Origin of the sequence: Spirillospora sp. NBC_01491, from assembly GCF_036227065.1 — a bacterium.
GTDB classification, from domain to species: domain Bacteria; phylum Actinomycetota; class Actinomycetes; order Streptosporangiales; family Streptosporangiaceae; genus Spirillospora; species Spirillospora xylanilytica.
The window spans coordinates 2479109-2503940 of the sequence record NZ_CP109432.1 but is presented as its reverse complement, the minus strand read 5'-3'; the positions used below and the strand labels follow the sequence as shown (position 1 = coordinate 2503940).

The window sequence follows — 24832 nt, the reverse complement described above, 5'->3', positions numbered from 1 at the left end:
CGAGCGGTGACGGGTGACATCGAACGACATCAGGAGAGCGGACGGGACGTGGAGCCGGCGCAGGGCGACGGCTCCGCCGAGATCGGCGAGCTGATCGGCCGGCTGTCCGGCGGCGACGACATGGACCGCGAGACCCGCGGGCGCCTGCTGGGCCGGCTGGCCCGGCTGCTCGGGCAGAACGCGCGCCGGGCGGGCGCCGCCGGCGTCGCGCGCGGCAAGTGGCTGACCGACCTGCTCGTCGCGGCGGTGCCGCACATCCCGATCCGCGATCTGGAGACGTTGAGCGGACACCACCACGGCCTGTTCGGCGAGGAACTCGCCGACAGCGTGGTCAAGGTGGCCAGCAACAGCACGACGGCGGTGGGCGCGGCCGGCGGCGCGCTGGCGGCGGTGGAGTTCGCGGCCCCGCCGATGCTGCTCACCGCGCCCGCGCAGCTCGCCGCCGAGACCCTGGTGGTCGCGGCGATCGAGGTCAAGATGATCGCCGAGCTGCACGAGGTGTACGGGGTCCGGATCCAGGGCTCGGGCACCGCGCGCGGCGCGGCCTTCCTCACCTCCTGGGCACGGCAGCGCGGGATCAACCCGCTCGAGAGCGGCTCCCTGGCCAGCGCGCTGGGCTCGGCGGCCAAGGCGGCGCTGCGCAAACGGCTGCTGCGCACCTTCGGGCGCAGCATGACCACCATGGGCCCGTTCCTCACCGGCGCCGCGGCCGGGGCGGCGCTCAACCGCACCGCCACCAAACGCCTCGCGAGCACGGTCCGCGGCCATCTGCGCGAGAACACCGGCCTGCCGGCCGCGCTCCCCGGCGACCACAAGTCCCTCGGCCAGGCCGACTAGCGAGAACCGCGCCGGCGCGCACCCCGGCGCCGCGCGTCCCACCGGGACGGACTCCGCTGGGACCAATCCCCATCGGCACCGACACCCGTTCGCCCCCCGCCATCCCCACCGTTCCTGCCGTCCCCGCTTTTCCTGCCCGGCCCGCGCACTGCCGCCCTCGCGCACCCGCACGAGCGCCGCGCGTGCGCCGGGGCTCGGGAGGCTGCACCGACGGGCCACGGGTCAGGCGAAATCGAGCTCGCCGGAGACCGGGTCGCGCCCGGCCAGCCACATCCCGAGCGCTTCGCGGGTGCCGCGCACCTCCGGCCCGCGCCCGATCGGGCGGTGCCCGTCGGTCGGGACGACGCGGTGGCGGAGTAGGCGGCGGTTGAGCCAGAAGCTGAGGTGCACCCCCTCCCGGAAGATCGCGGTGGCGACGGTGTCCGGGACCTCGCGGGGACGGCCGAGGCCGCGCCGGATGTCCTGGTGGTGAACGCCCAGGTCGCCGAGCATGACCGCGGCGCCGAGGCGGCTGGTGGCGGACGGGGCGGCGGCCCAGGCGCGGGCCCATTCCTCCAGACGCGCGCGGGGGAGGTGCCGTACCCGGTCGGCCTGCGCCTGGTTGGCGGCGTTGAAGCGGGTTCCGAAGCGCAGGTAGGTGGCGAGGTAGTCCGCGCCGATGAGGTGGCCCAGCACGTCGCGCGGGGCCCAGCCGGCGCACAGCGTGGTCCCGGTGTCGAACTCCTCGTCGGGCAGTTGCTCGAGGGTCTCGATCAGCCGGAGGCGCTCGGCGCGCTGCTCGTCCTCGTACGGGAAACGCATCGTGGTCGGTCCCTTCGTCACGACGGGACCGACCACGATACGCAGAGTGCTTGCGGACGCAAGCTCTGGACCCCCTATCCAATAGGGGTCACGGCTCTCAGAGCTCCCCCCGGAGCTGCGCGGGCAGTTCGCCGGTGCCCTTGGCCCACTGCCGGGCCGCGGCCCGGGTGGCCAGCAGCCGGGCGACCTCCATGCCGACGCCCATCACCACCGCCCAGGCGATCGCCTCGGAGAGCGCCACGTCCGGGGACTCGGGGTTGACCGGCGGCTCCTTGCCGGTGCCCTTCTTCCACGCCAGCGTGATCGCCTTCTTCGCGACGAAGCCGCTCGCGAAGGCCGCGGCGCCGGCCATCACCCGCCAGCCGATGTCGCCCTTGTCCGCCATCATCGTCCTCCAGTCGTCCGGTGATCCCGACGCTACCGGAACGGGGTGCTCCCGGCGGGGGAGCGATCACGCGCCGGGCGGGCGGTATACGGCCTGCGCGCCGTCCCGATGTCAATACCATTGGACCCATGACAGATCAGCCGCGTACGCCCGACGTCCCTGCCAAGCCCTCCCTGGACGGCCTGGAGGAGAAGTGGGTACGCCGCTGGGACGCCGACGGCACCTACCGTTTCGACCGGACCCGGCCCCGCGCCGACGTCTACTCCATCGACACGCCCCCGCCGACGGTGAGCGGCTCCCTCCACGTCGGCCACGTCTTCTCCTATACCCACACCGACGCCATGGCGCGCTTCCAGCGGATGCGGGGGCGCGAGGTCTTCTACCCGATGGGGTGGGACGACAACGGGCTGCCGACCGAGCGCCGTGTGCAGAACTACTTCGGGGTCCGGTGCGACCCCTCGCTGCCCTACGACCCATCCTTCGAGCCGCCCGAGAAGCCCGACCCCAAGCGCCAGCTCCCGGTGTCGCGGCGCAACTTCATCGAGCTGTGCGAGCGGCTCACCGGGGTCGACGAGAAGGCGTTCGAGGAGATGTGGCGCCGGGTCGGCCTGTCGGTCGACTGGAACCACCTCTACACCACCATCGGGTCCGACTCCCGGGCCGCGTCCCAGCGCGCGTTCCTGCGCAACCTCAAGCGCGGTGAGGCGTACCTGTCGGAGGCGCCGACGCTGTGGGACGTCACGTTCCGCACGGCCGTCGCGCAGGCCGAGCTCGAAGACCGCGAGCAGTCCGGCGCGTTCTTCCGCATCCGCTTCCACGGCGACGACCGGCCGGTCTACATCGAGACGACCCGTCCCGAGCTGCTGCCCGCGTGCGTCGCGCTGGTCGCCCACCCCGACGACGAGCGCTACCGGGAGCTGTTCGGCACGACCGTCCGCACCCCGCTGTTCGGCGTCGAGATCCCGGTGCTGGCGCACCGGCTGGCCGAGCCCGACAAGGGGTCGGGCATCGCGATGATCTGCACGTTCGGCGACGTCACCGACGTCACCTGGTGGCGCGAGCTCGACCTGCCCACCCGCGCGATCATCGACTGGGACGGCCGGCTCGCCGCCGTCCCGCCGCAGGGCGTCCCGGCGAGCCCCTACGACGAGCTGGCCGGCAAGACCGTCTTCTCCGCCAAGGAGCGGGTGGTCGAGCTGCTGCGCGAGTCCGGCGACCTCGACGGCGAGCCCCGCAAGATCAGCCGGCCGGTGAAGTTCTACGAGAAGGGCAACAAGCCGCTCGAGATCGTCACCACCCGGCAGTGGTACATCCGCAACGGCGGGCGCGACCCCGAGATCCGCGCCGAGCTGCTGCTGCGCGGCGCCGAGCTCGACTGGCACCCGCCGTACATGCGGGCCCGGTACGAGAACTGGGTCGAGGGCCTCAACGGCGACTGGCTGATCTCCCGGCAGCGGTTCTTCGGCGTGCCGATCCCGGTCTGGTACCCGCTGGACGCGTCCGGCGAGCCGGTCTACGACCAGCCGATCACCCCGCCCGAGGACGTGCTCCCGGTCGACCCGTCCAGCGACCACCCGCCCGCGTACAGCGAGGACCAGCGCGGCAAGCCGAACGGGTTCACCGGCGACCCGGACGTGATGGACACCTGGGCGACCTCGTCGCTGACCCCGCAGATCGCGGGCGGCTGGGAACGCGACCCCGACCTGTTCGCCCGCGTCTTCCCGTACGCGCTGCGGCCCCAGGGGCACGACATCATCCGCACCTGGCTGTTCTCCACGGTCGTCCGCGCGCACCTGGAGCACGGCTCGCTGCCGTGGAGCGACACCGCGCTGTCGGGCTGGATCCTCGACCCCGACCGCAAGAAGATGTCCAAGTCCAAGGGCAACGTGGTCACCCCGATCGCGCTGCTGGAGGAGTTCGGCTCCGACGCGGTCCGCTACTGGTCGGCCAGCGGCCGTCCGGGCACCGACACCACCTTCGACACCGGTCAGATCAAGGTCGGCCGGCGGCTCGCCATCAAGATCCTCAACGCGTCCAAGTTCGTGCTCGGCTTCGGTGAGGTCGCGGCCGACGCGGCGGTGACCGAGCCGCTCGACCTGGCGATGCTGGCCGCGCTGTCGGGGGTGGTCGAGGACGCGACGCGGGCGTTCGAGGGCTACGACTACACCCGCGCGCTGGAGCGGACCGAGCGGTTCTTCTGGGAGTTCTGCGACGACTACCTGGAGCTGGTGAAGTCCCGCGCGTACGGCGAGGGCCCCGAGGCGCAGTCCGCGCGGGCGGCGCTCCGCACGGCCCTCGGCGTCCTGCTGCGGCTGTTCGCGCCGGCGCTGCCGTTCGTGACCGAGGAGGTCTGGTCGTGGTGGCGCGAGGGCTCGGTGCACCGCGCCGCGTGGCCGGCGGCGGCCGAGCTGCCGTCCGGTGGCGAGCCCGCCGTGCTGGCCGTCACCGCCGAGGCGCTGCGCCAGGTCCGCAAGGCCAAGTCGGCGGCCAAGGCGTCGATGCGCGCCGACGTGTCGCACGCCGTCGTCCGCGGCGCCGAGGTCGCCCGCCTCGCGCAGGACGACCTGGTCGCGGCCGGCCGCATCGCGGACCTGGTCATCGAGGCCGCCCCCGCCGAGCTGGCCGTCGAGGTGACCCTGGCGCCCGCCGCCGGCTGAGCCCGCGCGGGCCGGGAAGCCGCCCGGTCCGCCCCCGGACGTCCGATCGCCCGCTCGCCGGGACGGTCGAACGTCCGGGGGCGGACGGCGGTCACGGCAAACCGAACGGGATTCCAATCGGCCTCGGCAGGCGTTACCGTAAGCGAACGCTGACCGATCCTGGAGGAGCCATCCCGTGACGGATCTGGACGACTACGGGCGCCGAGCCCGTGCCTGGCTGGAGTCCGGCGCCGCCGGCGTCCCGGCGGACCCCGACCTCGCCGCCTCGCGCGCGTTCATGGCGAAGCTGCACGACGCGGGGTACTCCGGCATCACCTGGCCGCCCGAGTACGGCGGGCAGGGGCTCGGCGCCGCCGAGGAGCGCGCGTTCCAGCAGGCGGCCCGCGAGCATCCGCTGCCGGTCGGGGTGTTCGGCATCGGGCTCGGCATGTGCGGCCCGACCCTGCTGTCGATCGGCACCGAGGAGCAGAAGCGGCGCCACCTCCGGCCGCTGCTGCGCGGCGAGGAGATCTGGTGCCAGATGTTCTCCGAGCCGGGCGCCGGGTCGGACGTGGCCTCGCTCCAGACCCGCGCGGTCTTCGACGGCGATGCCTGGGTGCTGACCGGGCAGAAGGTGTGGACCTCGGTCGCCCGGCAGGCCGACTACGGGCTGCTGATCGCGCGCACCGACCCGGACGTGCCCAAGCACCAGGGCATCACGATGTTCGTCGTCGACATGCACGACCCAGGCGTCACCGTCCGGCCGCTGCGCGACATGACCGGCGTGTCGCACTTCAACGAGGTCTTCTTCGACGATGTCCGGATCGCCCCGGACCAGGTCGTCGGCGAGGTGAACGGCGGCTGGTCGGCGGCCGTGACCACGCTGCTGCACGAGCGGGTCTCGATCGGCATGGGCACCTCCCGCACCGAGCGGCCCGCCTCGTTCGCCGCGCTGTCGGCCGCCGCCCGCGACCGCGGCCTGCTGGACGACCCGGTGGCGCGGGACGAGCTGGTCGGGCTCTACCTGCGGGAGCGCGCCTTCGACCTGCTGAACGCGCGGATGTCGCAGGAGGTCAAGGCGGGGATCCAGCCGGGCGCGCGCGGCTCGGTGATCAAGCTGCTGCTGGCCGAGCTGACCTTGGAGGGCGCCGACGCGGCGAGCCGGATCCTCGGCCCGGACGCGGTCGCGCACGACGGCCCCGGGACGCTCGCCGGCGCGCTGGCGTGGGCCCCGGGGATGGCGCTGGGCGGCGGCACCAACGAGATCATGCGCAACATCATCGGCGACCGGGTGCTCGGCCTGCCGCGCGAGCCGCAGGTCGACCGGACCGTCCCGTTCCGCGACCTCAAGGTGGGCACCCAGGCGAAGGAGGCGGGCCAGTGAGGCTGATCCTCACCGATGAGCAGCGGGACCTGGCGGGTTCGGTGCGCGCGTTCCTCGCCGGCACCGCACCGATGGCCCGTGTCCGCGCGGTCGCCGAGTCCGGCGAGCCCTACGACCGGGACGTCTGGACGCGGACGGCCGGCGAGCTGGGTCTCGCCGGGCTAGCGGTGCCCGAGGCACACGGTGGGTCTGGGGCGGGCCATGCCGAGGTCGCGGTGGTGATGGAGGAGCTCGGCGCCGCGCTGACCCCGTCGCCCTACCTGGCCTCTGCGGTCCTGGCCGCCGACCTGCTGGTCGCGCTCGGCGACGAGGCCGCGGCCGAGACCGAGGACCTGCTCCCCGGCATCGCGTCCGGGACCACGGTCGCCGCGTTCGCGCACCCCGAGCCGGGTGCGCCGCTGCCGTCCGCTGAGCGCGCGGGCGGCGGGCACGTGCTGGACGGGCGGGTGCCGCGCCTGCTGAACGGGGCCGACGCCGACCTCCTGCTCGTCGTCGCCGACCTCCGCGGCGAGGCGGGCGGGACGGCGGTGTTCGCGGTCGAGGCCGGTGCGTCCGGCCTGGCCCGGCACCCGCTGACCACGCTGGACCTGACCCGCCCGCAGGCCAGGGTGGAGCTCGCCGGCACCCCGGCCCGCCTGCTCGGGACGCCCGGCGCCGGCACCGCCGCGGCGCTCGCCCGGGCGCTCGACCTGGCCTCGGTGGCGGTGGCCGCCGGGCAGCTCGGCGGGCTCCGCCGCTGCCTGGACGTGATCGTCGAGTACGCCGGGCTGCGGGTGCAGTTCGGCCGGTTCGTCGGCTCGTTCCAGGGCGTCAAGCACAAGCTCGCCGACATGCACTGCACCCTGGAGCAGGCCGAGTCGATCGTCCGGTACGCGGCATGGACGGCCGACGAGAGCCCCGAGGAGCTCCCGGTGGCCGCCGCGCTCGCCCAGGCGTTCGTCGGCGGCGCCGCGTTCCGGGTCGCCAAGGACCACCTGCTGCTGCACGGCGGGATCGGCTTCACCTGGGAGCACGACGCGCACCTGTACTACAAGCGCGCCAAGGGCGACGAGCTCCTGCTGGGCCCGCCCCGCGTCCACCGCGCCCGCCTGGCCGAGCGCCTCGGCCTCTGACGGCGCGGGCACCCGCCGTTCAGTAGGTGAACGGCAGGTGCTTGATGCCGTTGATGAAGTTGGAGAAGAGTAGATCGGGCTCCCCGTCGGCGCGGACGCCGGGGACCCGGGTGAACAGCTCGCGGAACATCACGGTGATCTCGCGGCGGGCCAGGTTGGCGCCCAGGCAGAAGTGCGGGCCGGGCCCGCCGAACGCGACGTGCGGGTTGGGGGAGCGGGTGATGTCGAAGGCGTCGGGGTCGTCGAAGACCGCCTCGTCGCGGTTGGCCGAGTTGTAGAACAGCAGCACCTTGTCGCCGGCCTTGTAGTGCCGGCCGTTCATCTCGTGGTCGCGGGTGACGGTGCGGCGGAACTGGATGACCGGGGTGGCCATCCGGAGGATCTCCTCGATCGCGCCGCCGATGCGGCCGTCGAAGTCCTCGGTCAGCAGCGCCCGCTGCTCCGGGTGGTCGGTGAGCAGCTTGAGGCCGTGCGACATCGCGTTGCGGGTGGTCTCGTTGCCCGCGACGACCAGCAGGATGAAGAACGAGCCGATCTCCTGGTCGGTCAGCGACTCGCCGTCCACGTTCGCGGCGATCAGCGCCGAGACCAGGTCGTCGCCGGGGGCGCGGCGCCGCCGCCGGGCCAGCTTCATCGCCAGGTGGTTCAGCTCGTAGCCCGCCGTCAGCGCCTTGAGCAGGCTGTACAGCACGCCGACGCGGGTGATCCCGGTCTCGGCGAACCGCCGGCCGCCGGTGTACTCGGGGTCGCCGATGCCGAGGATGATGTTGGTCCGGTCGTAGACCATCGGCCGGTCCTTCTCCGGGATGCCCATCATGTCGCAGATGACCTGGACCGGCAGCCGGGCCGCCACGTCGGTGACGAAGTCGCCCCCGCCGGGCCCCGCGGCCAGCATGTCGTCCACGATGCGGGTGGCGGTGGCCTGGAGGTCGGTCTCCAGCTTGGCCAGCACCCGGGGGGTGAACGCCCGCGACACGATCCGGCGGATCTTGGCGTGCCGCGGGTCGTCCATGTTGATCATCGAGCCGAAGTAGCGGGCCAGGTAGGGCGGCAGGTCGGCGATGCTGTTGGAGCACGGCTCGCTGCTGAACACCCCCGGCGTGCGGCTGGCCTCCACCACGTCGGCGTGCCGGACCAGCGCGTGGTAGCCGGGCCCGGACTTGATGAACGGCAGCTTGAGCTCGTGGAAGAACGCCGGCCGCTCCCGTGCGCGCAGCGCCGTGAACGCGGCCCGCCGCTGCTCGGGCGGACGGGACCAGAACGCCAGGTCCGACAGGTTGGTCTCGGGCATGTCCCGCGCCTCGGTCGTCGTCACGTCCGCACCGTCCTCGGGGCCTCGCGCAGATTCAGAACGTCATTCGGTTCCATCGAAGCGAGACCCCGGGACGCCGTCAAGACGAACCGGGCGATTCCCCCAAGCCGATGCCCGAGCCGGTCACCCGAGCCGGTCCGTCCCGGGGGCGAGGAGGAGGGCCAGGGCGGCGAGGGTGGAGAGGGCGGTCGCGCTCTTGATCCAGGGCATCCGCAGGGAGACGGCGGCGTCGCGGGCCGGGTCGCGGGCCAGGTGGGTGAGCGCGGCGCTGAGCGCGCGGCCCGCGCCGAACGCCGCGCCCACCAGGAGGGACGCGGCCGGGCCCTGGTGGCTGAGCAGGAGCCCGAGGGCGAGCACGTACGGGCTCGACGCCGACACGTACGTCCGGACGCCGGTGCCGAGCTCGAAGCCGAACTGCAACGTCCCGCGCCGCAGCCGGATCTGGAGCACGTCCTGGGGGATCTGCCTGGCGTTCTGCGGCAGCGGGATCCGGACCAGCCCGAACTCGCGCGCCGCGCCGAGAGCGGCCACCACCACGATCGCCATCGCGCGCGCGGACGAGGGGAGCGGCGCGGCCAGGCCGGACAGCAGCCACGCGACCGCCGCGCTGAGGACGCCCCCGAGCAGGAGCCCGAGGGTGAAGACGGCGAGGACCTCGCCCTGCCGTACCGGGGCCCGCCAACCTGGCGAGAACAGCACAGATTCGCTGTTACGCGTTCAAACGCTGCCCGACAGCGCGTACCCCGCCAGCGCGCCCACCGCCGCCCAGCACAGGACGGCTGCGTCCAGGGCCGCCGCCGTGACCGCCAGCAGCGTCAGCGCCGCGACCGGCAGCAGCGGCTCGGTCAGCCCCCGGCGCAGCCTCCCGGCCGGGGCGGTCAGTTGTGGCACGCGGTCGCCTTACGGCAGATGGTCTTGTACCAGTTGCCGCGCTTGGACTTCTTCCATCCGTCGTGGCAGCGCCAGGTGACGCCCTTGGCGCAGCTGCCGCAGCGCTTGGAGTAGGCCCACACCCAGCCGTCGTAGCCGCCGCCGTAGCACTGGTTCGGACGCAGCTTGTACTTGCCCGGGTTGGAGACGCCCGACTTATGGAAGCCCTTGTACTTCCCGCTCGTCCGGCAGCACACGCTGCACACCAGGCTCGGCCCGCAGCCGGGGGAGCAGTTGTGGTTGGACGCGTACGACGGGCAGCGCGGATAGATGTCGTAGTAGCCGCGCAGGCTGAACCCCGACGACAGGGCCTGCCGCGCGGGCGGGAACACCCCGAGCGCGTTGAGCCCGGCGGTGGCCCCCGCGGCGGCGAGCCCGGTCAGCACGCTGCGCCGGACGGGCCGCACCCTGGCCCGGTCGTCGTGGACGCGCCGGCGCACCCGTTCGGCGCCCGCGGGGCGGGGCCCGCGCAGCGGCGGGACGTCCTCCAGTCGGATCATCGCGATACCTCCAGTTCCCTGAGCGCCTGCGCGGAACCGACCGGCTCCGCCACCCGCACCCGCCCGTCCTCGTCGACGATCACCGCGAACGGGGTGGCGGGGACCCCGTAGGCGGCGAACAGCCCGTCGTGCTCACCGCTGAGCACGGTGATCCCCGCCGCCGGCCCGAGTTCGTCGGGCGCGGGGCCGTCGGGCGCGGGGCCGGAGAAGATCGCGTGCATCGGCCGTCCGAGCCCGCCCGCCTCGGCGAGGACGTCGGCGCACACGCCGCAGTCGCGGTCCAGGAACAGCAGCAGCCCGGGGCCAAGCCGGCCGAACTCGGGCGCGGGCGTCCCGGGCGCCGGGCCGAGCGCCGCACGCGGCGCGCCCCGTCCGGACCCGCCCTGCCCGAGCGCGTGGACCTGCCGGACGAGTCCGGCGACCACCAGCGCCAGCAGCGCGATCGCCACCCAGGACAGCAGCAGCGCACTGGTCGTGAAGCTCATCGGGCCCCTTCCTCGATCATCGCTTGCGGCAGCGACCACAGGATCACCGCGAAACCCAGGCCGGCCAGGACGGCGACCGCGACCTCGGCGGCGGGCGGCCCGGTCTGGAGGCCCCGCGCGGCACCGGCCGCGGCGAGCCCCGCCAGCGCCGCCGCGCGGACGGCGACCCAGCCCGTCATCGGCGTCCCGGCGTCCCCGGCGCAGCCGCACGGCACCCCGCGCGGCCGGGTCCGCGCCACGTACGCCGCGTACGCCGCATAGAGGGCGAGTAGCGCCGCTGACGCCGCCAGCGCGCCGCGCAGCAGCCCGTTCTCCCACAGCAGCAGCCCCGCGGCGGCTCCGAAGCCCGTCAGGGCCTCCGCCGCGACCGCGAGCCCGGCGACGGGGGCGGCGAGCACGCCCGGGACCGTGCGATGCGCCCGTACGGCGGCGGCGAGCGCCCCCGGCCGGCGGAGCTGCCCGTAGAGCGAGCCCAGCAGGACGAGCGGGACGGTCACCGCCGCGATCCCGGCCAGCAGGCCGGTCACCCGATCGCCTCGACCGCCAGATTGTCGAGCCGCCCCGGCACCTCGCGCACCCGGTCCTCCTCGGGCAGCACGGTGACCAGCAGCGACTTCAGGGCCAGCAGGAAGTACGGCCCCTGCCCCTCGACGGCGTCCTGGAAGAGCTCGCCGCCCGCGACCCGCGCGCCCCGCCAGGACGGCAGGCGGCGCCTGGTCTGCCCGTTCAGCGCGGTGATCTCCAGCAGGCCCACCCCCGGGACCTCCTTGACCAGCTCGGCGGGCTCGGGGCGCCGGGCCCGGCCGAGCGGCACGGCGGTGATCCCGTCCTCGTGCTCGGTCAGCCGGACGGTGCCGAAGAACGCCACCGCGTCCGCCGGGCGCCCGTGGTAGAGGTGGGTGAAGACCGCGTGCGCCCGGCCCTCCCAGATCGCGGCGAGGACCGGGTCGCCGAGTCCGGTGTCGGGGTCGCGGGTGGTCGTCCGGCCGACCCGCAGCCGTCCGCCCTGTACGCGGAACTCCTGGTCGAACCGGTCGACCCCGATGTCCTCGGCCCAGCCGAGAGCGTCCGCCCGGGTGCCGCTGGAGAGCTCGTGCAGCCGCCCGCCTTCGGAGATTTTCGCGACCGAGGTGCAGGGGCGGGCGAGATCGTGCGGGCCGGTGAGCCGCACCCGGATGCCGTCGAGGGACCGATGGGTGACCTGTCGCCTCATGCCGTGACCCTTCGCGGGGGGAGCGGGCGATGACACCGTGACGGTACGCGCGGGTCGGCACGGGTGGGGCAAACCTGCCGGAAGTGGTCATCGGGCCCGAGCGGGTAGGGTCACCGGGTGAATCGTTCCAACCCGGCCGTCCGCGCGGACTCGCCCAGGGTGGCGTGCCTGCCGCCGCGAGGGACGGGGCGGTCGGTAAGGTCGTCTGGTCGCTCCGTCCGCCGCCTGCCGAGACCCGCCCCGAGATCGACGGCCCCTGCCGGAGCCGGCGTCCCGATCCCCGAGCGTGAGGTGGCCCGATGAAGGTGGACGTGCTGATCCGGCGGCTGGATCCGGAACTGCCGCTTCCGGCGTACGCTCATGCGGGGGACGCGGGCGCCGACCTGGTCGCCGCCGTGGACGTGGAGCTGCCGCCCGGGGAGCGGGCGGTGGTGCCGACCGGGATGGCGATCGCGCTGCCCGATGGGTATGCCGCTTTCGTACACCCGAGGTCCGGTTTGGGCGCTAAGTTTGGGGTGACCATAGTGAATGCACCCGGTACGGTCGACGCCGGCTACCGGGGCGAGATCAAGGTGACCCTGCTGAACACCGATCCCCGCGCCACCGTCCGGCTGCGGCGCGGCGACCGCATCGCGCAGATGGTCGTGCAGCGGGTCGAGCAGGCGGTGTTCCACGAGGTCGCCGAGCTTCCCGGCTCGGCTCGTGGCGCCGGTGGATTCGGCTCCACGGGCGGTTTCGCGGATAATGAGCACAGTCGAGAAGGAGCGTGAGTCGTGGCTTTTGGACGTCGCCGGCAGGCCGAGGAGCCCGCCAAGGGGCCCGAGGCGACCGAGGAGCCGGTGGAGGCCGCCGAGGCGGAAGCGGCCGAGGAGGCCGAGGAGGCCGAGGAGGCCCCCGCGAAGGCCGGTGCGGATGACGGTGGTCCCTGGGACTCCGAGGACTCCCCGCCCGAGCTCCAGCGGCTCGATTTCGGCTCCCTCCAGGTGCCCGTGGCGCCCGGCCTGGGCTTCCAGGTCAACTTCGAGGCGACCCAGGTCGACGACGAGGGCAATCCGCTGGACGGACGCCCCGTCGCCGTGCTGGTGCAGTACGAGGAGAGCGCCATGCAGCTCCAGGTGTTCGCCGCGCCCAAGCGCAGCGGCATCTGGGCGGACGTACGGCGCGAGACCGCCAAGGACATCGAGGAGGAGGCCCAGGGCCAGACCCAGGACAACGAGGGCCCGTTCGGCCCCGAGCTCCTGGCGATGGTCCCCGCGCCGCTGACCGAGGAGGTCCTCGCCGAGATGCCCGAGGAGGTCCGCGAGCAGATCCCCGCCGAGTTCCTCGAGCAGGGCTGGGCCCCGCAGATCATCCGCTTCATCGGCGTCGACGGTCCCCGCTGGTTCCTCCAGGCCGTGGTGCAGGGCGCCGCGATCGAGGACGAGGAGCAGTGGCAGGTCCTCGAGGACGTGTTCCGCGGCATCGTGGTCGTCCGCGGCGACCAGCCCATGCCGCCGCGCGACCTGCTGGAGCTCCAGATTCCCGCGGAGTTCAGCGAGGCCGGCGAGGACGAGGAGGAGGAGGGGAACACCGAGACGTTCTCCCCCTTCGAGCGCGGCCCCGAGATCACCGAGGTCCGCTGACCCCTTCCGGGGGCTCCCGACCCGCCACGGCCCTGTTCTCCTTAGAGGCGACCTCTCAGGAGAACAGGGCCGTGGCGTTCGAGGGGGGTTGCCAGGCGCGGCGCGCGGGTGGTCAATCGAGGCATGTCGAAGAGAACGCGCAAACGCCGGGCGCGCAAGCGCAAGCGCGCCAACAGCCGCAAGCGGCCCAACGCCAACTGATCCGCCACCCGCGTGGACGCGCGCCCGGACGGACGCGCGTCCACGCCGCACAGTGCCCGCGCCATACAGTGCCCGCGCGCGGGCGAGGCCCCGGCGCGGGTCAGGCTTCGATCAGCTCGAACGGGATCGCGTGGGTGACGCCCACTGCGCGCCCGGTGGGTTCGGCGAGGCCGGTGAGGAAGGCGTCCGGGTCGAAGTCCGCGCCGAGGTTGTCGAAGTAGACCCGGTGCGCGGTCAGCGAGTCGACGCCCGCCTGGAGATGGCCGGTGACGTCCACGTAGTGGCCGGCCTGCGGTGAGCCGCCGAACAGGGCGAACCGCACACCCGGCCACGGCTCCAGGTCCAGGTCGCGGAACACCCAGCGGTTGGCGGCGTCCCTGACCGCGTCCATCGCCGCCAGGCCGAGCGCGCGGTGGTCGGCCATGTTGAACTCGCCGCCGGGGAAGGTCTCCCGGAAGTTCATCGAGATCACCACCTCGGGCCGGTGCCACCGGATCGCGGCGGTGATCGCGCGCCGCAGCGGCAGCCCGTACTCCAGCTGCCCGTCGGGCAGGTCGAGGAACTCCACCGTCTCCACCCCGACCCGGCGGGCCGCCTCGACCTGCTCGGCGCTGCGGACCCGGCGCACCTCCTCCGGCTCCATCGAGTCGATCCCGGCCTCCCCGCGGGTGGCCAGCACCTCCACCACGGTCTTGCCCTGCCCGGTCCACTTGGCGACCGCGGTCGAGCCGCCGTACTCCAGGTCGTCCGGATGCGCCACGACGGCGAGCGCCCGCCGCCAGTCCTCAGGTACCGGTTCCATCCCCCCATCTTCGCGGATCTTGTGCAAGGGACGCGTGAGGGTTCCCCGCTCGCGCGTATGCATCGCGTAGTGAAACGGACCAATGCCGCAAACCGCGCCTAGCGTGAGCCCGGTCAGACGGTTTCTCGAAGGGGACGGATCGGTGGACGAGCTCCTATTCATCCCGGTGCACACCTGCGCCGGCGGCACGCTGTCACTGCGGACCGGCCGCCGCAGCCCGGACGGGGAACGGGTCGGGATCGCCTTCACCAGCGAGGAGCGGCTCCGCTCCGCGCTCGGCGGCGGCCGTCCCTGGATCCGGCTGGCCGGGCCCGCGCTGCGGTCCATGCTCGCCCCGATGGGCATCGCCGCGGTCCAGATGGACCCGCTGTTCGTCGGCCCGAAGGACCCCGTGCCGCCCGCCGGCCCGCCGCGCCCGCCGCGCCCGCAGGCGCCGGCCATGGCCGGCCGTCGCTGACGTCCGAACACCTCAAGGGAGCAGCACGTGCTCGTCACAGAGAACAGGACGGTGCCCGACCGCGCGGTCTGGCCCGTCACCACCAGTGCCCGCCCCGGCGGCGACGTCTCCGTCGGAGGAGTCGGCCTCGCCGGCCTGGCCGAACGGTTCGGCACCCCGCTCCACGTGGTGGACGAGGAGGACGTGCGGGGCCGCTGCCGCGCGTTCCGCGGCGCCTTCCACGACGCCGACGTCGCCTACGCGGGCAAGGCGTTCCTGTGCCGCGCGATGGCCGGCTGGATCGCCGAGGAGGGGCTGTCGCTGGACGTCTGCTCGGCCGGTGAGCTCGCGGTGGCCCGCGCCGCCGGGTTCCCGCCGGAACGCGTGCTGATGCACGGCAACGCCAAGACCCCCGAGGACCTGCGCGCCGCCCTCGCCTACGGGGTCGGGCGCGTCGTCGTCGACTCCTTCCACGAGATCACCAAGCTGGCCGCGCTGGCGACCGCCGGGGCGCGCCCGCGGCTGCTCGTCCGGGTCACCCCGGGCGTGGACGGCCGCACGCACGCGGCGATGACGACCGGCACCGACGACCAGAAGTTCGGCTTCCCGCTCTCGTCCGGCGCCGCGGCCGAGGCCGTCCGCCGCGTCCTCGGGCAGCGCGGCCTGGACCTGGTCGGGTTGCACTGCCACATCGGCTCGCAGATCACCGACCTCGACGTGTTCGACCAGGCCGCCCGGCGCATGGTCGCCCTGCTCGCCGCGATCCGCGACGAGCACGGGGCGACGCCGCCGAACCTGGACCTCGGCGGCGGCTTCGGCGTGGCGTACCGGGCGGGGGACCCCGAGCTGAACCCGGCCCAGCTGGCCGACCGGCTGCGGCGGACGGTCCGGTCCGCCTGCGCGGAGCACCGCCTCCCGGTGCCGCGCCTCACCATCGAGCCGGGCCGCGCCATCGCCGCGCACGCGGGCGTCACCGTCTACCGCGTCGTCAGCGTCAAGCACACGCCCGGCGCCCTGCTGGTCGCCGTCAACGGCGGGATGAGCGACAACCCGAGGCCGAGCCTGTACGGGGCGCGGTACTCGGTCCGCCTCATCGGCAGGCGGGGCGCCGGCGGCGACCGCGCCGCGAGCGTCGTCGGACGGCACTGCGAGGCGGGCGACGTGCTCGTCCCGGACGCGCGGCTGCCCCGCCGACGTCCGCCCCGGGGACCTGCTGGCGATGCCCTGCACCGGCGCGTACCACCACTCGATGGCCTCGAACTACAACCTCGTCCGGCGGCCCCCGGTGGTCGCCGTCCGCGGGGGCCGCGCCCGGCTCCTGGTCCGCCGCGAGACCGTCGAGGACCTCCTCGCCCGCGACGTCGGCTGAAGGCCCCGGGCCTCGCCAGGATCCGCTGCATGGCAGTAGATTTCGCGAATGACCGGTGATGAACGCGACGCCGACTCCGGCGGGCAATCCGATGGGCCGTCCCCGGACGGGACGAGTTCCGGCAACGGGGAGAAACGGCGATCGTTCTGGAAGGAAATGCCGGTCCTCATCGCCGTCGCCGTCGTGCTGGCGTTGGTCATCAAGGCTTTCGCCGTTCAGGCCTTCTACATTCCGTCGGGGTCGATGCGGGGCACCCTCGAGATCAATGACCGGGTCCTGGTCAGCAAGATCGACTACCGGGTGCACGATATCCGGCGGGGCGACATCATCGTCTTCAACGGAGTGGACTCCTGGACCCCCGAGGTCCCCGGGCAGAAGCCCCGGAACCTGTTCTCCAAGGCCCTGCACCAGGTCGGCGGCGCGTTCGGCGTGACGTCCGGCGAAACGGACTTCATCAAGCGCGTCATCGCCCGCGGCGGCGACCGGGTCAGCTGCGCGGGCTCCGGCGCTCCGGTCATGGTCAACGGCATCGCGCTGGACGAGCGCTCCTACCTGCTCGTCGACCCGGTGACGCACGAGCGGAGCGTCCCGTCCGTGCGGAAGTTCAGCGTCGTGGTTCCCAAGGGCAGGCTGTGGGTCATGGGCGACAACCGCGGAAACTCCTTTGACTCGCGGGGGCACACGAACGACCCTGGTGGCGGATCCATTCCCGAGGACAAGGTCATCGGCCGCGCCTTCGCCGTCGTCTGGCCCCTCGGCCACTGGAAGTACCTGTCCGGTCCGGAGACCTTCCACCAACCCGGGATGTAATGGCCGAAGCGGCGCGCGAGAATCCTCCCGGTTACCTGGAACTGCTCCGGCCCCCGGGAATTCCCGGCCTCTTCGCGGGCGCGCTGATCGGCCGGATCTCGTTCGGCATGATGCCGGTGGGGGTGGTGCTGTTCATCGCGCGGTCGACGGGGTCGTTCTCCACCGCCGGCCTCGCCATGGCGGCGTACTCGATCGGCACGGTCGTCGCGGGCCCGGCCCGATCCTGGATCTCGGTCCGCGCCGGCCACGCCCGCGCGCTGCTGATGATGTCGATGGTCAGCGGGTCGGCGCTGATCCTGCTGGTGGTGGCGGGCGGCGGTCCGTCCTGGCTGCTGATCGCGCTGACGGCCGGCTCCGGATGCAGCATGCCGCCCTTCGGCGCGCTCATGCGCGTCGGCTGGTCGCGGAGGCTGCCGCCCCAGTGGGTGCCACGCGCGTTCGGCCTGGACTCGGTCGTGGAGGAAGCGACCTTCGTCGTCGGCCCCCTGCTCGCGACGGGCGCGGTGGCCCTCTCCGGCGCCTGGCTGGCCGTGCTGGCCGGCGGCGTCGTCTGCCTGCTCGGCGGGCTGCTGATGGCGTCGGCCGCGGATCGGGGCGGCCCGGAAGCAGCCGCGGACGAGAACGACGACGGCGGCCTGTGGACGGTCGCGCGCAGCGCCAGGTGGGTGCTCGTGGTGTTCCTGGGCGTGGGCTTCGCCATCGGCGCCCTGGAGGTCGCCATTCCCGGCTTCGCACTGGAGAGCGGGCACGCCTCGATGTCCGGCGGCCTCCTCGCGACCTTGGCGCTGGGGAGCGCTTTTGCCGCGCTCTTCTATGGCCGCCGCGAATGGAGGACCGGCGCCGCGTCCCGCCTCATCGTCCTGAGCCTGCTCCTGGCGGCCGGCACCGCGCTGATGGCCGCCGTCGACGGGCTCGTCCTGGCGGCGCCGCTGCTCGTGGTGGTGGGCGTAGCCATGGGCCCCGCCGTCATCACGGCCTACCTCCTGGCCGACACCCTCATGGACGGCGTCGCGGCCAAGACCCACGCGGCCATCCTCGCGAGCGTGGCGTGCAACGGCGGTGCGGGCCTCGGCGCCGCCGCCAGCGGCCTGGCCATCACCGACCTCGGCGCCGGACAGGCGTTCCTGCTCTGCGGCACCGTCACCGCCATAGCGACCGGAGCCGGCTCCCTCATCTACGCCCGCAACCCGAAGCCGTCCTGACGCAACCACGTGTCAAGGGCGGCGAAGTCGGCTTCGGCAAGTCCCCGGCGCGCATCGACACGGTGCAGAAGGGCCGGTCCAGGGTGATGCGCGGCCACCCAGACCCGGTCGGCCTCGGTGATCTCGTCGTCGACCCAGGCGAACGCCCGTCCGGCCGCCAGGTCGAGCAGGGGCCGGGTCTTCCAGTGCAGGCCGCCGCGCCCGTCCCCGTCGGACGGCTCGGGCCAGCTCACCACCGGCAGTTCCGGCAGGCCGATCCGGGGGGGCGACGCACTCGTTCGCCTCGTCCATCCACGTCGTGGCCCAGACCAGATCGCACGGTAGCGCCGCCAAGCGGGGCCCGTGCGATGGATCGAGCCTGCCCAGAAGCGGATTCGAGTCGCCGCCGCGCGGCCCGGGCCACGTCCGGTAGTGCGGAGCCCCGAACGGGATGAGCGGGCCGTCGACATCGAGGAAGAGCAGCGGACGCTGCGGAGAACCGGCCACGGCGGCACCATAGCGCCGCCGCCGTGCGCCCGAAAGGCATCGCCCTGCGCGTTACGGGGCGTGGGTCAGAGTTCCCAGCCTGACAGCAAGGGCTCGAACGCCTCGTAGGCGCTGATGTCCCTGAAATGCCGGGAGTACAGGTCGGTGTCTTGGGAGAGGTCGTCGTCCAGGACCTCCGCCACGTCCACGACGTGCCGCAGCGTCCACTTGATGGTCTCCCCGGCCTCGTTCTGGAAGGCCGTCTCTCCCGCACGGCCGCGTTCCTCCGCGCGCGTGCGGGCCTCCTCCTCGGAGCCCGCGCGCAGCAGAACGAAGTCCTCGCTGAAGAGCTGCGGGCGCCCGGACGACTCGAACAGCAGAACGGCGATATAAGGCTTGAGAGGTCGAGTCATCATTCACATCTCAATGCTTGTTGAATCGAGAGTCGTTGAGGAGTTTCCATGCCTTCCTGGCGGACGCGCTCTTGTAGGAGCGGATCTGGCCAAGATACCAGGCCAGATATTGCGAGGGGAATTCTCGGCGAATTGACCCCTTCTTGCAGAGGCTGATGTAGCCGTTCGCCGCCCGGCTCCGCGCCGAGGCGGATTGGCGGGACGGAAGGTGGAGTGGACGCCGCCGCTGATCGATCCGGCCTGACCAGGGACCCCGACACGTCGCCGCTCATGATGTTGACTATGTGGTCCGGGCCCCGTCTGTCCATGTGGACATAGTTGCAGAAAGCCTTCCCCTGTCGAGTCTCTCTTCCTGGAACGGCGCGGTCGCTTCTCGGTAGTTCAGGGTGATTTCGTCGAAGGAAGTCTCGCCGGGCCGTGGCATGATGCCCCGGTGGACGATCAGGGCAGGACCGAGCCGCCGCTGGTGGCCGATGAGCGCACCATACTGACCGGCTTCCTGCAATATCAGCGCGAGACCCTGGCCATGAAGTGCGCGGGGCTGACCACTGAGCAGCTCAAACAGAGGTGCGTACCGCCGTCGGCCATGTCATTGCTCGGGCTCGTCCGGCATATGGCCGAGGTCGAGCGGGTCTGGTTCCGGATCAGGCTGAGCGGCGAGGACATCCCCTACCGCTGGAAGGAGGGGCCCGGCGATGACACCGACTTCCAGATCGACAAGGCCGACCCTCAGGAAGCCTTCGAGGCATGGGACGAGGAATGCGCGCGGTCCCGTGACATCGTGCACGCCGCCGAGTCCCTCGACACCACCGGGCGCCACCGCGGCGAGGACTACTCGCTCCGCTGGATCCTCGCCCACATGATCGAGGAATATGCGAGGCACAACGGCCACGCCGACCTGCTCCGCGAGCGCATCGACGGATCCACCGGGGAGTAGGAGATCCCGCCTACGCGCGGTCGGCGACGACGGACAGCAGAACGTCCACCAGCCGTTCGGCAGCGTCGGGCCGGCCCTGTGACCGAGCCCGCTGGGCCATGTCCATGCGCCTGGCCGGATCTGCGAGCAAGGGGCCCAAGGCCGCGCCCAGGCTGTCCGGCGTCGCCTCGCCCAGCAGGGCGACGGCGGCGCCGGCGTCGTGCAGGTGGCGCGCGTTGTGCGCCTGCTCGTTGCCGGCGGAGGTGGCGAGCGGGATGAAGACGGCGGCTTTGCCCAGCGCGGTCAGTTCGGCCAGCGTGCCCGCCCCGCTCCGGGAGATCACCACGTCGGCCAGCGCGAGCACGTCGGGCAGTTCCGGGCCGACGTAGTCGGTGAGCAGGTAGCGGGCCGCGGCGTCGGCGGGGAGCGTCGCGGTCTGCTGCCTGAGGTCGGCGAGGTTGGCCGGTCCGCACTGGTGGATGACGTTGGCGCCGGACAGCAGCCACGGCAGGATGTCGCGCACCAGGGTGTTGATCTGGTGCGAGCCCTGGGCGCCGCCGGTGACGTACACGGTGGGGCGGCGCCGGTCGAAGCCGTGCAGGCCCAGGGCCTGGACGGCCTTTTCCGCCTGCCCGGTGAGCACTTCGGGCCGCACCGGGTTGCCGGTGACCACCGCGGTCGCGCGGGCCGCCTCGGGCAGGAGCGGCAGCGTCGATTCGGAGGACACCGCGACCCTGGTGGCCTTGCGGGCGAGCGAGCGGTTGGCGAGGCCGAGCCGGACCGTTTGCTCGTGGACGACCAGTGGCCGGCGGCGCATCTTGGCCGCCAGGCCCACCGGGACGGCGACATACCCGCCCGTGGCCAGCACGACGTCGGGGCGGAAAGCGGAGACGATCCTGCGGGCCTGGAAGACGCCCAGCGGCACGCGGGCCATGTCCTTCACATTGGCCGGGGAGATCATCTTCAGCGGATTGGCGGAGCGGCGGATCTTGCCGGTGGCGACCGCGCTGAACCGGATGCCCTCCCTGGCCGCGACGCGGGCCTCAAGGCTGTCGGCCGTGCCGACCCACAGGACCTCCAGCGCCCGGCCGCTCGCCATGAGCCTGCCTTGCAGCGTGCGCACCGCGGTGAGCGCGGGGTAGGTGTGGCCACCGGTCCCGCCGCCCGTGACGATCAGGCGTAGTGCCTGCTCAGGGGCCATCGGGAGACGTCGGGGGGCACTGTTCACGAAGGAGCTACCAATCTGGCGATGCCGGGCCTCAACCCGCCTGCGACTTCTGACGTCTTGCACTTTCCCACAAACCGTCCCGCACGGCAGGGCCTCGCACGTCAAGCCCACTCGGCATGATCAACGGCGGACCGGCACCGTGCCGGGTGCCGTCACGTGCCGGCCAGACTCGACCGAACCGTTTGGTTGAGTCCCGGATTCTGGATCTTCGACGAAGAACGTGTGCTCATGGAGACTCCCACGGCGGAACTGGACATCACCCAGCCGAGGGGGTCACCGCCTACAGCCGAACCTTCGCCGAGCTGTCGGCGATGACCGTCACCGGGGCCGAGGCGCGCAAACTGATCCTTTCGGCGGCGAACGACCTCGTCTAGACCGGGCACACTTGGTCACACTTGTGGCCGGTGCCACACCCTCCTGCCTAGCGTGCTGAGCATGGCACTATTCGAGGCCGTGACGGCGGTCAAGGGTGCGTTGCGGCGGGTGGGGACATGACCGCCGCGCGGGATGCCGGGAACGGTCATGGGTAAGCACGGTAAGGAAGTGGCTTGCTCGGCCTGTAAAGGGTCGGGTGAGCAGAAGATTGGCCGGAACGGCAAGACCGACACGGTGTCGTGCACGGTGTGCAACGGGACGGGCAAGGTGTGACCGACAAGCTGGAGTGCCCCGACTGCGGTGGCGAGGGCGAGCAGCGGATCGGTCCGCTGAGGTTCGCGTGCCGGTTCTGCATGGGGCGCGGCTACGTCGGCGGCGACTACGAGCCCGCCGAGGACCCGGCGCCCGGGGACCTGTCGCGGCCCGAGGACACCCCGGTCTGGGACGAACCCGTCATGGCCGGGTTCCCCGGCTGCGTGACCTGCTTGGGGGCCGGAATGGTGGTGCACGTCGGTGACATCAACCGGCCCACCAAGATGGTGGAGTCGCGGTGTCCGGCCTGCCACGGCGGCCCGGGGCCGGGCTTGCCGCCGGGGACGCCGAGCGGCCGGTAGCCGTCCCGGCGGGGGCCGGGCGGCACCACGAGAAGCGCAAAGGCCCTCGCACCCGGCCGTGGCGCCCGGGGCGAGGGACCGAAGACCGCGTCAAAGGCTCTTGATGGCGCTCGCGAGCCGCTGGAAGTCGCGGTGGTCGATGAAGAGGATGGGGCCTTCGGCGTCCTTGCTGTCGCGGACGGCCATCGCGCCGGAGGTGGAGGCCACCTCGACACACTGGTCTCCCTGGTCGCTACTGCGTGAGGACTTGCGCCATCTCGTGTTGTTCAGGTCTAACTCGCACGTCCTTTTGGGGTGCCTATAGACTCTTGATGGCACTGGCGAATCGTTGAAAGTCTTGGCGATTGACGAGAATCTTGGGACCGTTCGGGTCCTGGCTGTCACGAATCGCAACTGTTCCGCGAACAGATGCCAGTTCGACGCAGACGTCTCCCTGATCGCTGCTGTGAGAGGCCTTGCGCCATGCTGCTTTACTCAAGTCCATCGTTCTGTCATCACCTTTCTGAGTAGGGTCCTCGTGTCGGTCACGTTGAGCGCCTGGGCTTGTAGTGTAACCATCAACTCGTTGACATAGGTAAGGTCGGCTGGGTCTGTTGATGTCTCACCGCCTGTGGCCTTCTCCACATAGACGACCTCGCTCCGGTTGGGTTGAGTAGCTATGTGGAACGAGCCTCGAACTCCCTTGTAGTGGGCGAACGGGGCGATTTGAATATTCACTTTGTCTCTGTGTGATGCCTCGATGAGAAAATCGAGTTGCTCACGCATGGTTTTCGCCGTGCCGACTTGTCGGTAGAGCACGCTCTCCTCCATGACGACGGAGACCATGGGGAGAGGGTCGCGTGTGAGTAGGCTCTGACGACTCATCCTGGTGTCGACTGCTTCCTCATCGGCCAGTAGGGCACGGGCATAGTCTTCCTTCTGGAAGAAGCCGTACACGAAGTACGCCTCGTATGCGCGTAGTTGGGTGGCCGTGCCCTCGGCCTTTGGGAAGTTGACGAAGTACTTCGGGTACTTGCTGGCTCGGAGGAGTTCCTCCCAGGCGTCTGCGAGGGTCTTGCCGCATTGGAGGGCCTTGTCGAGGCGTTCGGTGAAGTCGAGGCGGCAGCGGGTGTCGCCTCGTTCGACCTGGCCTATGTAGCTCCGGGTGACGTTGACCAGCCTCGCGAGTTCGGCCTGGTTGAGGCCGGCGCGGAGGCGCTGCTCCTTCATCTCGGCGCCGAAGCTCAGCAGTTCGGGGTCGATCTTCTTGTCCGCCATGTGTTCTCCCTCGGGTAGGGGCGCGGTAGCGGAAGACAGTGACTTGCCGGTGCTCGGTCGCTTGCCTGTTACCGTACGCCGCCGTGTGTGTTGATGGGTGTCCGTCCGATGACAGACAGTGATCCGGTGATCGGATCCATCACACCAAAGGCCGCGTCATGATCACACGACAAAGTCGAAAGCCGCCCGTTCCGAAGGGCGAGCCCGTGTCCATCCGGGTGGCGTCCGAGGCCGAATCGATCAAGAAAGTCCGGGACCTTGTTTCGGTCGCTTTCCGGGGAATGGGCTGTTCCGAGGAAACGGTCCACCTCGGGGCCACGGTCGCCACGGAGTTGGCCACGAACGCCTACCGGCACGCGGCTGTGGCCGGGTTCGGGATCGTCGCCCGGACCTACGATTCGGAGGACGGTCCGGTCATCGAGGTGTGGGACGCATCGGACCAGGCGCCCGAGGTTCAGGCCGTTGATTTCGTGGCCGAATCCGGCCGCGGGCTACTGCTCATGGAAGCGCTCGTCACGTGCTGGGGATACACGCTTCTCGGGACGGGCGGGAAAGTGGTGTGGGCGGCCGTCCGGACGGACGACGGGACGTGATGCGGCGGCGGGCCGTTCGATACCTCGCCGTTCTTCAGATCGAGCTGGCGCTCTCGCCGTACGAGCTGCGCGTTTCGGAGTCCTTCTCGGCACGGGTGCCGGGCCTCTGGGTCTCCGGGGCGGGGGAGGGCGTCCTCGTCGTCGCGCGGCGGGTCGCGGGCGGGTGGGCGTTCCTCACCGGGGACGGATCCTTCGTCGCTCCCTGCGGAGACATGGCGTGCGCCGCCCGGCGGCTCGGCCGCCGTCTCGATCTTCCGTTAGGGCCTCGTTAAGGCTGGTGTGGGGGGCGCTAAGAAGGCGTCAAGGCAGTCCAAAAGGCCCATATTCGGGGGCTTTACTCCTGGTGAACCCCGGAAGGTACCGGGCAGACGATCACTGAGGGGGTCGCGATGGGACGCCTGGAATCGGCCGCATGGCCGCTCGCCGGTGGCGTGCTGTGCGTGTTCATCCTCGCGATCGTGCTCAAGACCGCGGCGTGGCCCGTCGGGTTCGCCCTCGTGGCGGCCTCGGTGGCCGGGTGGTCGCTGCTGGCGCCGCCCGCCGCCGGGGCCGCCGTCGGGGTCGCGGGCTGGGCGTTCGTCACGGGGTTCGACGTCAACAAGACCGGCGAGCTGACCCTCGCGGGGGGCGGCGACCTGGCCCGCGTGGGACTGCTGGTCGGCCTCGGGCTGGTGGCGGGTGCCGCCGGCCGCCTGCTGGCCGGGCGCGGACGGTGGGCCGGCGACTCCGACCCGGATCTGTGGCCGGCCGGGCATGCCCCTGACCGGGAGCCCACCGGTCGCGTCCCGGACCCCTGGGCCGGTGGCGCGTCGCCACATCAACCGGTGCCGCGCCAGTACGGCGCCGGGCAGGAACACCGCCGGACCGTTCCGGTCCCCGGAGACTCGACAAAGGAATCCAAGCATGCATGACGTGGCCTTCGTCCTGCTGACAG

The 24832-nt window shown here is 72.0% G+C and carries 30 protein-coding genes; 14 read left to right on the top strand and 16 right to left on the bottom strand.

The window, feature by feature from the left end; all coding sequences use genetic code 11:
- Positions 1 to 6 precede the first annotated feature (6 nt).
- Entirely contained in the window at positions 7 to 837 is an 831-nt protein-coding gene (locus OHA34_RS11845; RefSeq protein ID WP_285941176.1) for a hypothetical protein, read from the top strand.
- Positions 838 to 1059: 222 nt separating this feature from the next.
- On the opposite strand, the gene OHA34_RS11840 is transcribed toward OHA34_RS11845, so the two are convergent.
- Both OHA34_RS11840 and OHA34_RS11835 read right to left on the bottom strand, forming a co-directional pair.
- On the bottom strand, positions 1060 to 1638 hold the full coding sequence (locus OHA34_RS11840; RefSeq protein ID WP_329521619.1) for a maleylpyruvate isomerase family mycothiol-dependent enzyme: 579 nt from the start codon (positions 1636 to 1638) through the stop codon (positions 1060 to 1062).
- 97 nt (positions 1639 to 1735) lie between these two features.
- Positions 1736 to 2023 (bottom strand): DUF4235 domain-containing protein, encoded by a 288-nt coding sequence (locus OHA34_RS11835; RefSeq protein ID WP_285941413.1) that lies wholly within the window; start codon positions 2021 to 2023, stop codon positions 1736 to 1738.
- A 128-nt stretch (positions 2024 to 2151) separates the two neighbouring features.
- On the opposite strand from OHA34_RS11835, the gene valS reads away from it, so the two are divergent.
- The 3 genes from valS (at position 2152) to OHA34_RS11820 (ending at position 7155) form a co-directional block, all read left to right on the top strand.
- Positions 2152 to 4680 (top strand): valine--tRNA ligase, encoded by a 2529-nt coding sequence (gene valS / locus OHA34_RS11830; protein WP_285941174.1) that lies wholly within the window; start codon positions 2152 to 2154, stop codon positions 4678 to 4680.
- A gap of 175 nt (positions 4681 to 4855) precedes the next feature.
- Entirely contained in the window at positions 4856 to 6043 is a 1188-nt protein-coding gene (locus OHA34_RS11825) for an acyl-CoA dehydrogenase family protein (protein WP_285941173.1), read from the top strand.
- Positions 6040 to 7155 (top strand): acyl-CoA dehydrogenase family protein, encoded by a 1116-nt coding sequence (locus OHA34_RS11820; protein ID WP_285941172.1) that lies wholly within the window; start codon positions 6040 to 6042, stop codon positions 7153 to 7155. The genes OHA34_RS11825 and OHA34_RS11820 overlap by 4 nt, the downstream gene beginning before the upstream one ends.
- A 19-nt stretch (positions 7156 to 7174) precedes the next feature.
- On the opposite strand, the gene OHA34_RS11815 is transcribed toward OHA34_RS11820, so the two are convergent.
- The 7 genes from OHA34_RS11815 to OHA34_RS11785 all read right to left on the bottom strand — a co-directional run bounded on the left by OHA34_RS11815 (position 7175) and on the right by OHA34_RS11785 (position 11595).
- On the bottom strand, positions 7175 to 8446 hold the full coding sequence (locus tag OHA34_RS11815) for a cytochrome P450 (protein WP_329522397.1): 1272 nt from the start codon (positions 8444 to 8446) through the stop codon (positions 7175 to 7177).
- 144 nt (positions 8447 to 8590) lie between these two features.
- On the bottom strand, positions 8591 to 9166 hold the full coding sequence (locus OHA34_RS11810; RefSeq protein ID WP_329521618.1) for a hypothetical protein: 576 nt from the start codon (positions 9164 to 9166) through the stop codon (positions 8591 to 8593).
- Positions 9167 to 9184: 18 nt separating this feature from the next.
- Positions 9185 to 9358 (bottom strand): hypothetical protein, encoded by a 174-nt coding sequence (locus OHA34_RS11805; RefSeq protein ID WP_285941170.1) that lies wholly within the window; start codon positions 9356 to 9358, stop codon positions 9185 to 9187.
- Positions 9346 to 9897 carry a hypothetical protein gene (locus OHA34_RS11800; RefSeq protein ID WP_329521617.1) on the bottom strand — a complete coding sequence of 184 codons (552 nt, stop codon included), beginning with the start codon at positions 9895 to 9897 and terminating at the stop codon, positions 9346 to 9348. The genes OHA34_RS11805 and OHA34_RS11800 overlap by 13 nt, the downstream gene beginning before the upstream one ends.
- The gene (locus OHA34_RS11795; RefSeq protein ID WP_329521616.1) at positions 9894 to 10382 is read right to left on the bottom strand and encodes a hypothetical protein; all 489 of its coding nucleotides are present in this window, start codon (positions 10380 to 10382) and stop codon (positions 9894 to 9896) included. Before OHA34_RS11795 ends, OHA34_RS11800 begins: the two co-directional genes overlap by 4 nt.
- Complete coding sequence (locus OHA34_RS11790) at positions 10379 to 10909, bottom strand: MauE/DoxX family redox-associated membrane protein (RefSeq protein WP_329521615.1); 531 nt, start codon at positions 10907 to 10909, stop codon at positions 10379 to 10381. Before OHA34_RS11790 ends, OHA34_RS11795 begins: the two co-directional genes overlap by 4 nt.
- Positions 10906 to 11595, bottom strand: a complete 690-nt coding sequence (locus tag OHA34_RS11785) for a hypothetical protein (protein WP_285941166.1) — start codon at positions 11593 to 11595, stop codon at positions 10906 to 10908. Before OHA34_RS11785 ends, OHA34_RS11790 begins: the two co-directional genes overlap by 4 nt.
- Positions 11596 to 11894: 299 nt before the next feature.
- Between OHA34_RS11785 and dut the strand changes: the two genes are divergently transcribed.
- Together dut and OHA34_RS11775 are read left to right on the top strand one after the other, a co-directional pair.
- On the top strand, positions 11895 to 12365 hold the full coding sequence (gene dut / locus OHA34_RS11780) for a dUTP diphosphatase (protein ID WP_285941165.1): 471 nt from the start codon (positions 11895 to 11897) through the stop codon (positions 12363 to 12365).
- Between the two features lie 3 nt (positions 12366 to 12368).
- On the top strand, positions 12369 to 13217 hold the full coding sequence (locus OHA34_RS11775) for a DUF3710 domain-containing protein (RefSeq protein ID WP_329521614.1): 849 nt from the start codon (positions 12369 to 12371) through the stop codon (positions 13215 to 13217).
- Positions 13218 to 13518: 301 nt separating this feature from the next.
- Here OHA34_RS11775 and OHA34_RS11770 read toward each other — a convergent pair whose 3' ends face one another.
- A complete protein-coding gene (locus OHA34_RS11770; RefSeq protein ID WP_329521613.1) occupies positions 13519 to 14220 on the bottom strand; it encodes a PIG-L deacetylase family protein in 702 nt (233 codons plus the stop codon).
- 142 nt (positions 14221 to 14362) lie between these two features.
- On the opposite strand from OHA34_RS11770, the gene OHA34_RS11765 reads away from it, so the two are divergent.
- Genes OHA34_RS11765 through OHA34_RS11750 form a run of 4 tightly spaced genes read left to right on the top strand, consistent with a single transcriptional unit; the run spans position 14363 to position 18037 of the window.
- Positions 14363 to 14677 (top strand): SAV_915 family protein, encoded by a 315-nt coding sequence (locus OHA34_RS11765; RefSeq protein ID WP_329521612.1) that lies wholly within the window; start codon positions 14363 to 14365, stop codon positions 14675 to 14677.
- 27 nt (positions 14678 to 14704) lie between these two features.
- On the top strand, positions 14705 to 16084 hold the full coding sequence (gene lysA / locus OHA34_RS11760) for a diaminopimelate decarboxylase (protein ID WP_329521611.1): 1380 nt from the start codon (positions 14705 to 14707) through the stop codon (positions 16082 to 16084).
- The gene (gene lepB, locus OHA34_RS11755; protein WP_285941160.1) at positions 16074 to 16835 is read left to right on the top strand and encodes a signal peptidase I; all 762 of its coding nucleotides are present in this window, start codon (positions 16074 to 16076) and stop codon (positions 16833 to 16835) included. Before lysA ends, lepB begins: the two co-directional genes overlap by 11 nt.
- The gene (locus OHA34_RS11750) at positions 16835 to 18037 is read left to right on the top strand and encodes an MFS transporter (RefSeq protein WP_329521610.1); all 1203 of its coding nucleotides are present in this window, start codon (positions 16835 to 16837) and stop codon (positions 18035 to 18037) included. Before lepB ends, OHA34_RS11750 begins: the two co-directional genes overlap by 1 nt.
- Here OHA34_RS11750 and OHA34_RS11745 read toward each other — a convergent pair.
- Positions 18010 to 18270, bottom strand: coding sequence for a hypothetical protein (locus tag OHA34_RS11745; protein WP_329521609.1), 261 nt, complete (start codon positions 18268 to 18270; stop codon positions 18010 to 18012). The two genes, OHA34_RS11750 and OHA34_RS11745, sit on opposite strands and share 28 nt — an antisense overlap.
- A 318-nt stretch (positions 18271 to 18588) precedes the next feature.
- Positions 18589 to 18918, bottom strand: a complete 330-nt coding sequence (locus OHA34_RS11740) for a DUF4288 domain-containing protein (protein WP_285941157.1) — start codon at positions 18916 to 18918, stop codon at positions 18589 to 18591.
- 430 nt (positions 18919 to 19348) lie between these two features.
- Here OHA34_RS11740 and OHA34_RS11735 point away from each other — a divergent pair, with 430 nt between their 5' ends.
- Positions 19349 to 19852 (top strand): DinB family protein, encoded by a 504-nt coding sequence (locus OHA34_RS11735; RefSeq protein ID WP_285941155.1) that lies wholly within the window; start codon positions 19349 to 19351, stop codon positions 19850 to 19852.
- Positions 19853 to 19862: 10 nt separating this feature from the next.
- On the opposite strand, the gene OHA34_RS11730 is transcribed toward OHA34_RS11735, so the two are convergent.
- Positions 19863 to 21032, bottom strand: a complete 1170-nt coding sequence (locus OHA34_RS11730) for a UDP-N-acetylglucosamine--N-acetylmuramyl-(pentapeptide) pyrophosphoryl-undecaprenol N-acetylglucosamine transferase (RefSeq protein WP_329521608.1) — start codon at positions 21030 to 21032, stop codon at positions 19863 to 19865.
- A gap of 671 nt (positions 21033 to 21703) precedes the next feature.
- Here OHA34_RS11730 and OHA34_RS11725 point away from each other — a divergent pair.
- On the top strand, positions 21704 to 22048 hold the full coding sequence (locus tag OHA34_RS11725) for a hypothetical protein (RefSeq protein WP_285941151.1): 345 nt from the start codon (positions 21704 to 21706) through the stop codon (positions 22046 to 22048).
- A gap of 90 nt (positions 22049 to 22138) precedes the next feature.
- On the opposite strand, the gene OHA34_RS11720 is transcribed toward OHA34_RS11725, so the two are convergent.
- The 3 genes from OHA34_RS11720 to OHA34_RS11710 are packed head-to-tail and all read right to left on the bottom strand — an operon-like array spanning position 22139 to position 23305.
- On the bottom strand, positions 22139 to 22366 hold the full coding sequence (locus OHA34_RS11720; protein WP_285941150.1) for a DUF397 domain-containing protein: 228 nt from the start codon (positions 22364 to 22366) through the stop codon (positions 22139 to 22141).
- Complete coding sequence (locus OHA34_RS11715; RefSeq protein ID WP_285941149.1) at positions 22347 to 22532, bottom strand: DUF397 domain-containing protein; 186 nt, start codon at positions 22530 to 22532, stop codon at positions 22347 to 22349. The genes OHA34_RS11720 and OHA34_RS11715 overlap by 20 nt, the downstream gene beginning before the upstream one ends.
- On the bottom strand, positions 22523 to 23305 hold the full coding sequence (locus OHA34_RS11710) for a helix-turn-helix domain-containing protein (RefSeq protein WP_329521607.1): 783 nt from the start codon (positions 23303 to 23305) through the stop codon (positions 22523 to 22525). The genes OHA34_RS11715 and OHA34_RS11710 overlap by 10 nt, the downstream gene beginning before the upstream one ends.
- A 206-nt stretch (positions 23306 to 23511) precedes the next feature.
- Here OHA34_RS11710 and OHA34_RS11705 point away from each other — a divergent pair, with 206 nt between their 5' ends.
- Together OHA34_RS11705 and OHA34_RS11700 are read left to right on the top strand one after the other, a co-directional pair.
- Positions 23512 to 23898, top strand: a complete 387-nt coding sequence (locus OHA34_RS11705) for an ATP-binding protein (RefSeq protein WP_285941147.1) — start codon at positions 23512 to 23514, stop codon at positions 23896 to 23898.
- A gap of 389 nt (positions 23899 to 24287) precedes the next feature.
- Entirely contained in the window at positions 24288 to 24809 is a 522-nt protein-coding gene (locus OHA34_RS11700; RefSeq protein ID WP_285941146.1) for a hypothetical protein, read from the top strand.
- Positions 24810 to 24832 lie beyond the last annotated feature (23 nt).

Excerpts from the sequence above, each read along its gene's own strand:
- lepB (WP_285941160.1), top strand. The coding sequence starts at position 16,074 with ATGACCGGTGATGAACGCGACGCCGACTCCGGCGGGCAATCCGATGGG.
- OHA34_RS11815 (WP_329522397.1), bottom strand. The coding sequence starts at position 8,446 with ATGCCCGAGACCAACCTGTCGGACCTGGCGTTCTGGTCCCGTCCGCCC.
- OHA34_RS11800 (WP_329521617.1), bottom strand. The coding sequence starts at position 9,897 with ATGATCCGACTGGAGGACGTCCCGCCGCTGCGCGGGCCCCGCCCCGCG.
- OHA34_RS11785 (WP_285941166.1), bottom strand. The coding sequence starts at position 11,595 with ATGAGGCGACAGGTCACCCATCGGTCCCTCGACGGCATCCGGGTGCGG.
- dut (WP_285941165.1), top strand. The coding sequence starts at position 11,895 with ATGAAGGTGGACGTGCTGATCCGGCGGCTGGATCCGGAACTGCCGCTT.
- OHA34_RS11740 (WP_285941157.1), bottom strand. The coding sequence starts at position 18,918 with ATGATGACTCGACCTCTCAAGCCTTATATCGCCGTTCTGCTGTTCGAG.
- OHA34_RS11730 (WP_329521608.1), bottom strand. The coding sequence starts at position 21,032 with ATGGCCCCTGAGCAGGCACTACGCCTGATCGTCACGGGCGGCGGGACC.
- OHA34_RS11835 (WP_285941413.1), bottom strand. The coding sequence starts at position 2,023 with ATGGCGGACAAGGGCGACATCGGCTGGCGGGTGATGGCCGGCGCCGCG.
- OHA34_RS11795 (WP_329521616.1), bottom strand. The coding sequence starts at position 10,382 with ATGAGCTTCACGACCAGTGCGCTGCTGCTGTCCTGGGTGGCGATCGCG.
- OHA34_RS11770 (WP_329521613.1), bottom strand. The coding sequence starts at position 14,220 with ATGGAACCGGTACCTGAGGACTGGCGGCGGGCGCTCGCCGTCGTGGCG.
- valS (WP_285941174.1), top strand. The coding sequence starts at position 2,152 with ATGACAGATCAGCCGCGTACGCCCGACGTCCCTGCCAAGCCCTCCCTG.
- OHA34_RS11710 (WP_329521607.1), bottom strand. The coding sequence starts at position 23,305 with ATGGCGGACAAGAAGATCGACCCCGAACTGCTGAGCTTCGGCGCCGAG.
- OHA34_RS11715 (WP_285941149.1), bottom strand. The coding sequence starts at position 22,532 with ATGGACTTGAGTAAAGCAGCATGGCGCAAGGCCTCTCACAGCAGCGAT.
- OHA34_RS11840 (WP_329521619.1), bottom strand. The coding sequence starts at position 1,638 with ATGCGTTTCCCGTACGAGGACGAGCAGCGCGCCGAGCGCCTCCGGCTG.
- OHA34_RS11750 (WP_329521610.1), top strand. The coding sequence starts at position 16,835 with ATGGCCGAAGCGGCGCGCGAGAATCCTCCCGGTTACCTGGAACTGCTC.
- OHA34_RS11700 (WP_285941146.1), top strand. The coding sequence starts at position 24,288 with ATGGGACGCCTGGAATCGGCCGCATGGCCGCTCGCCGGTGGCGTGCTG.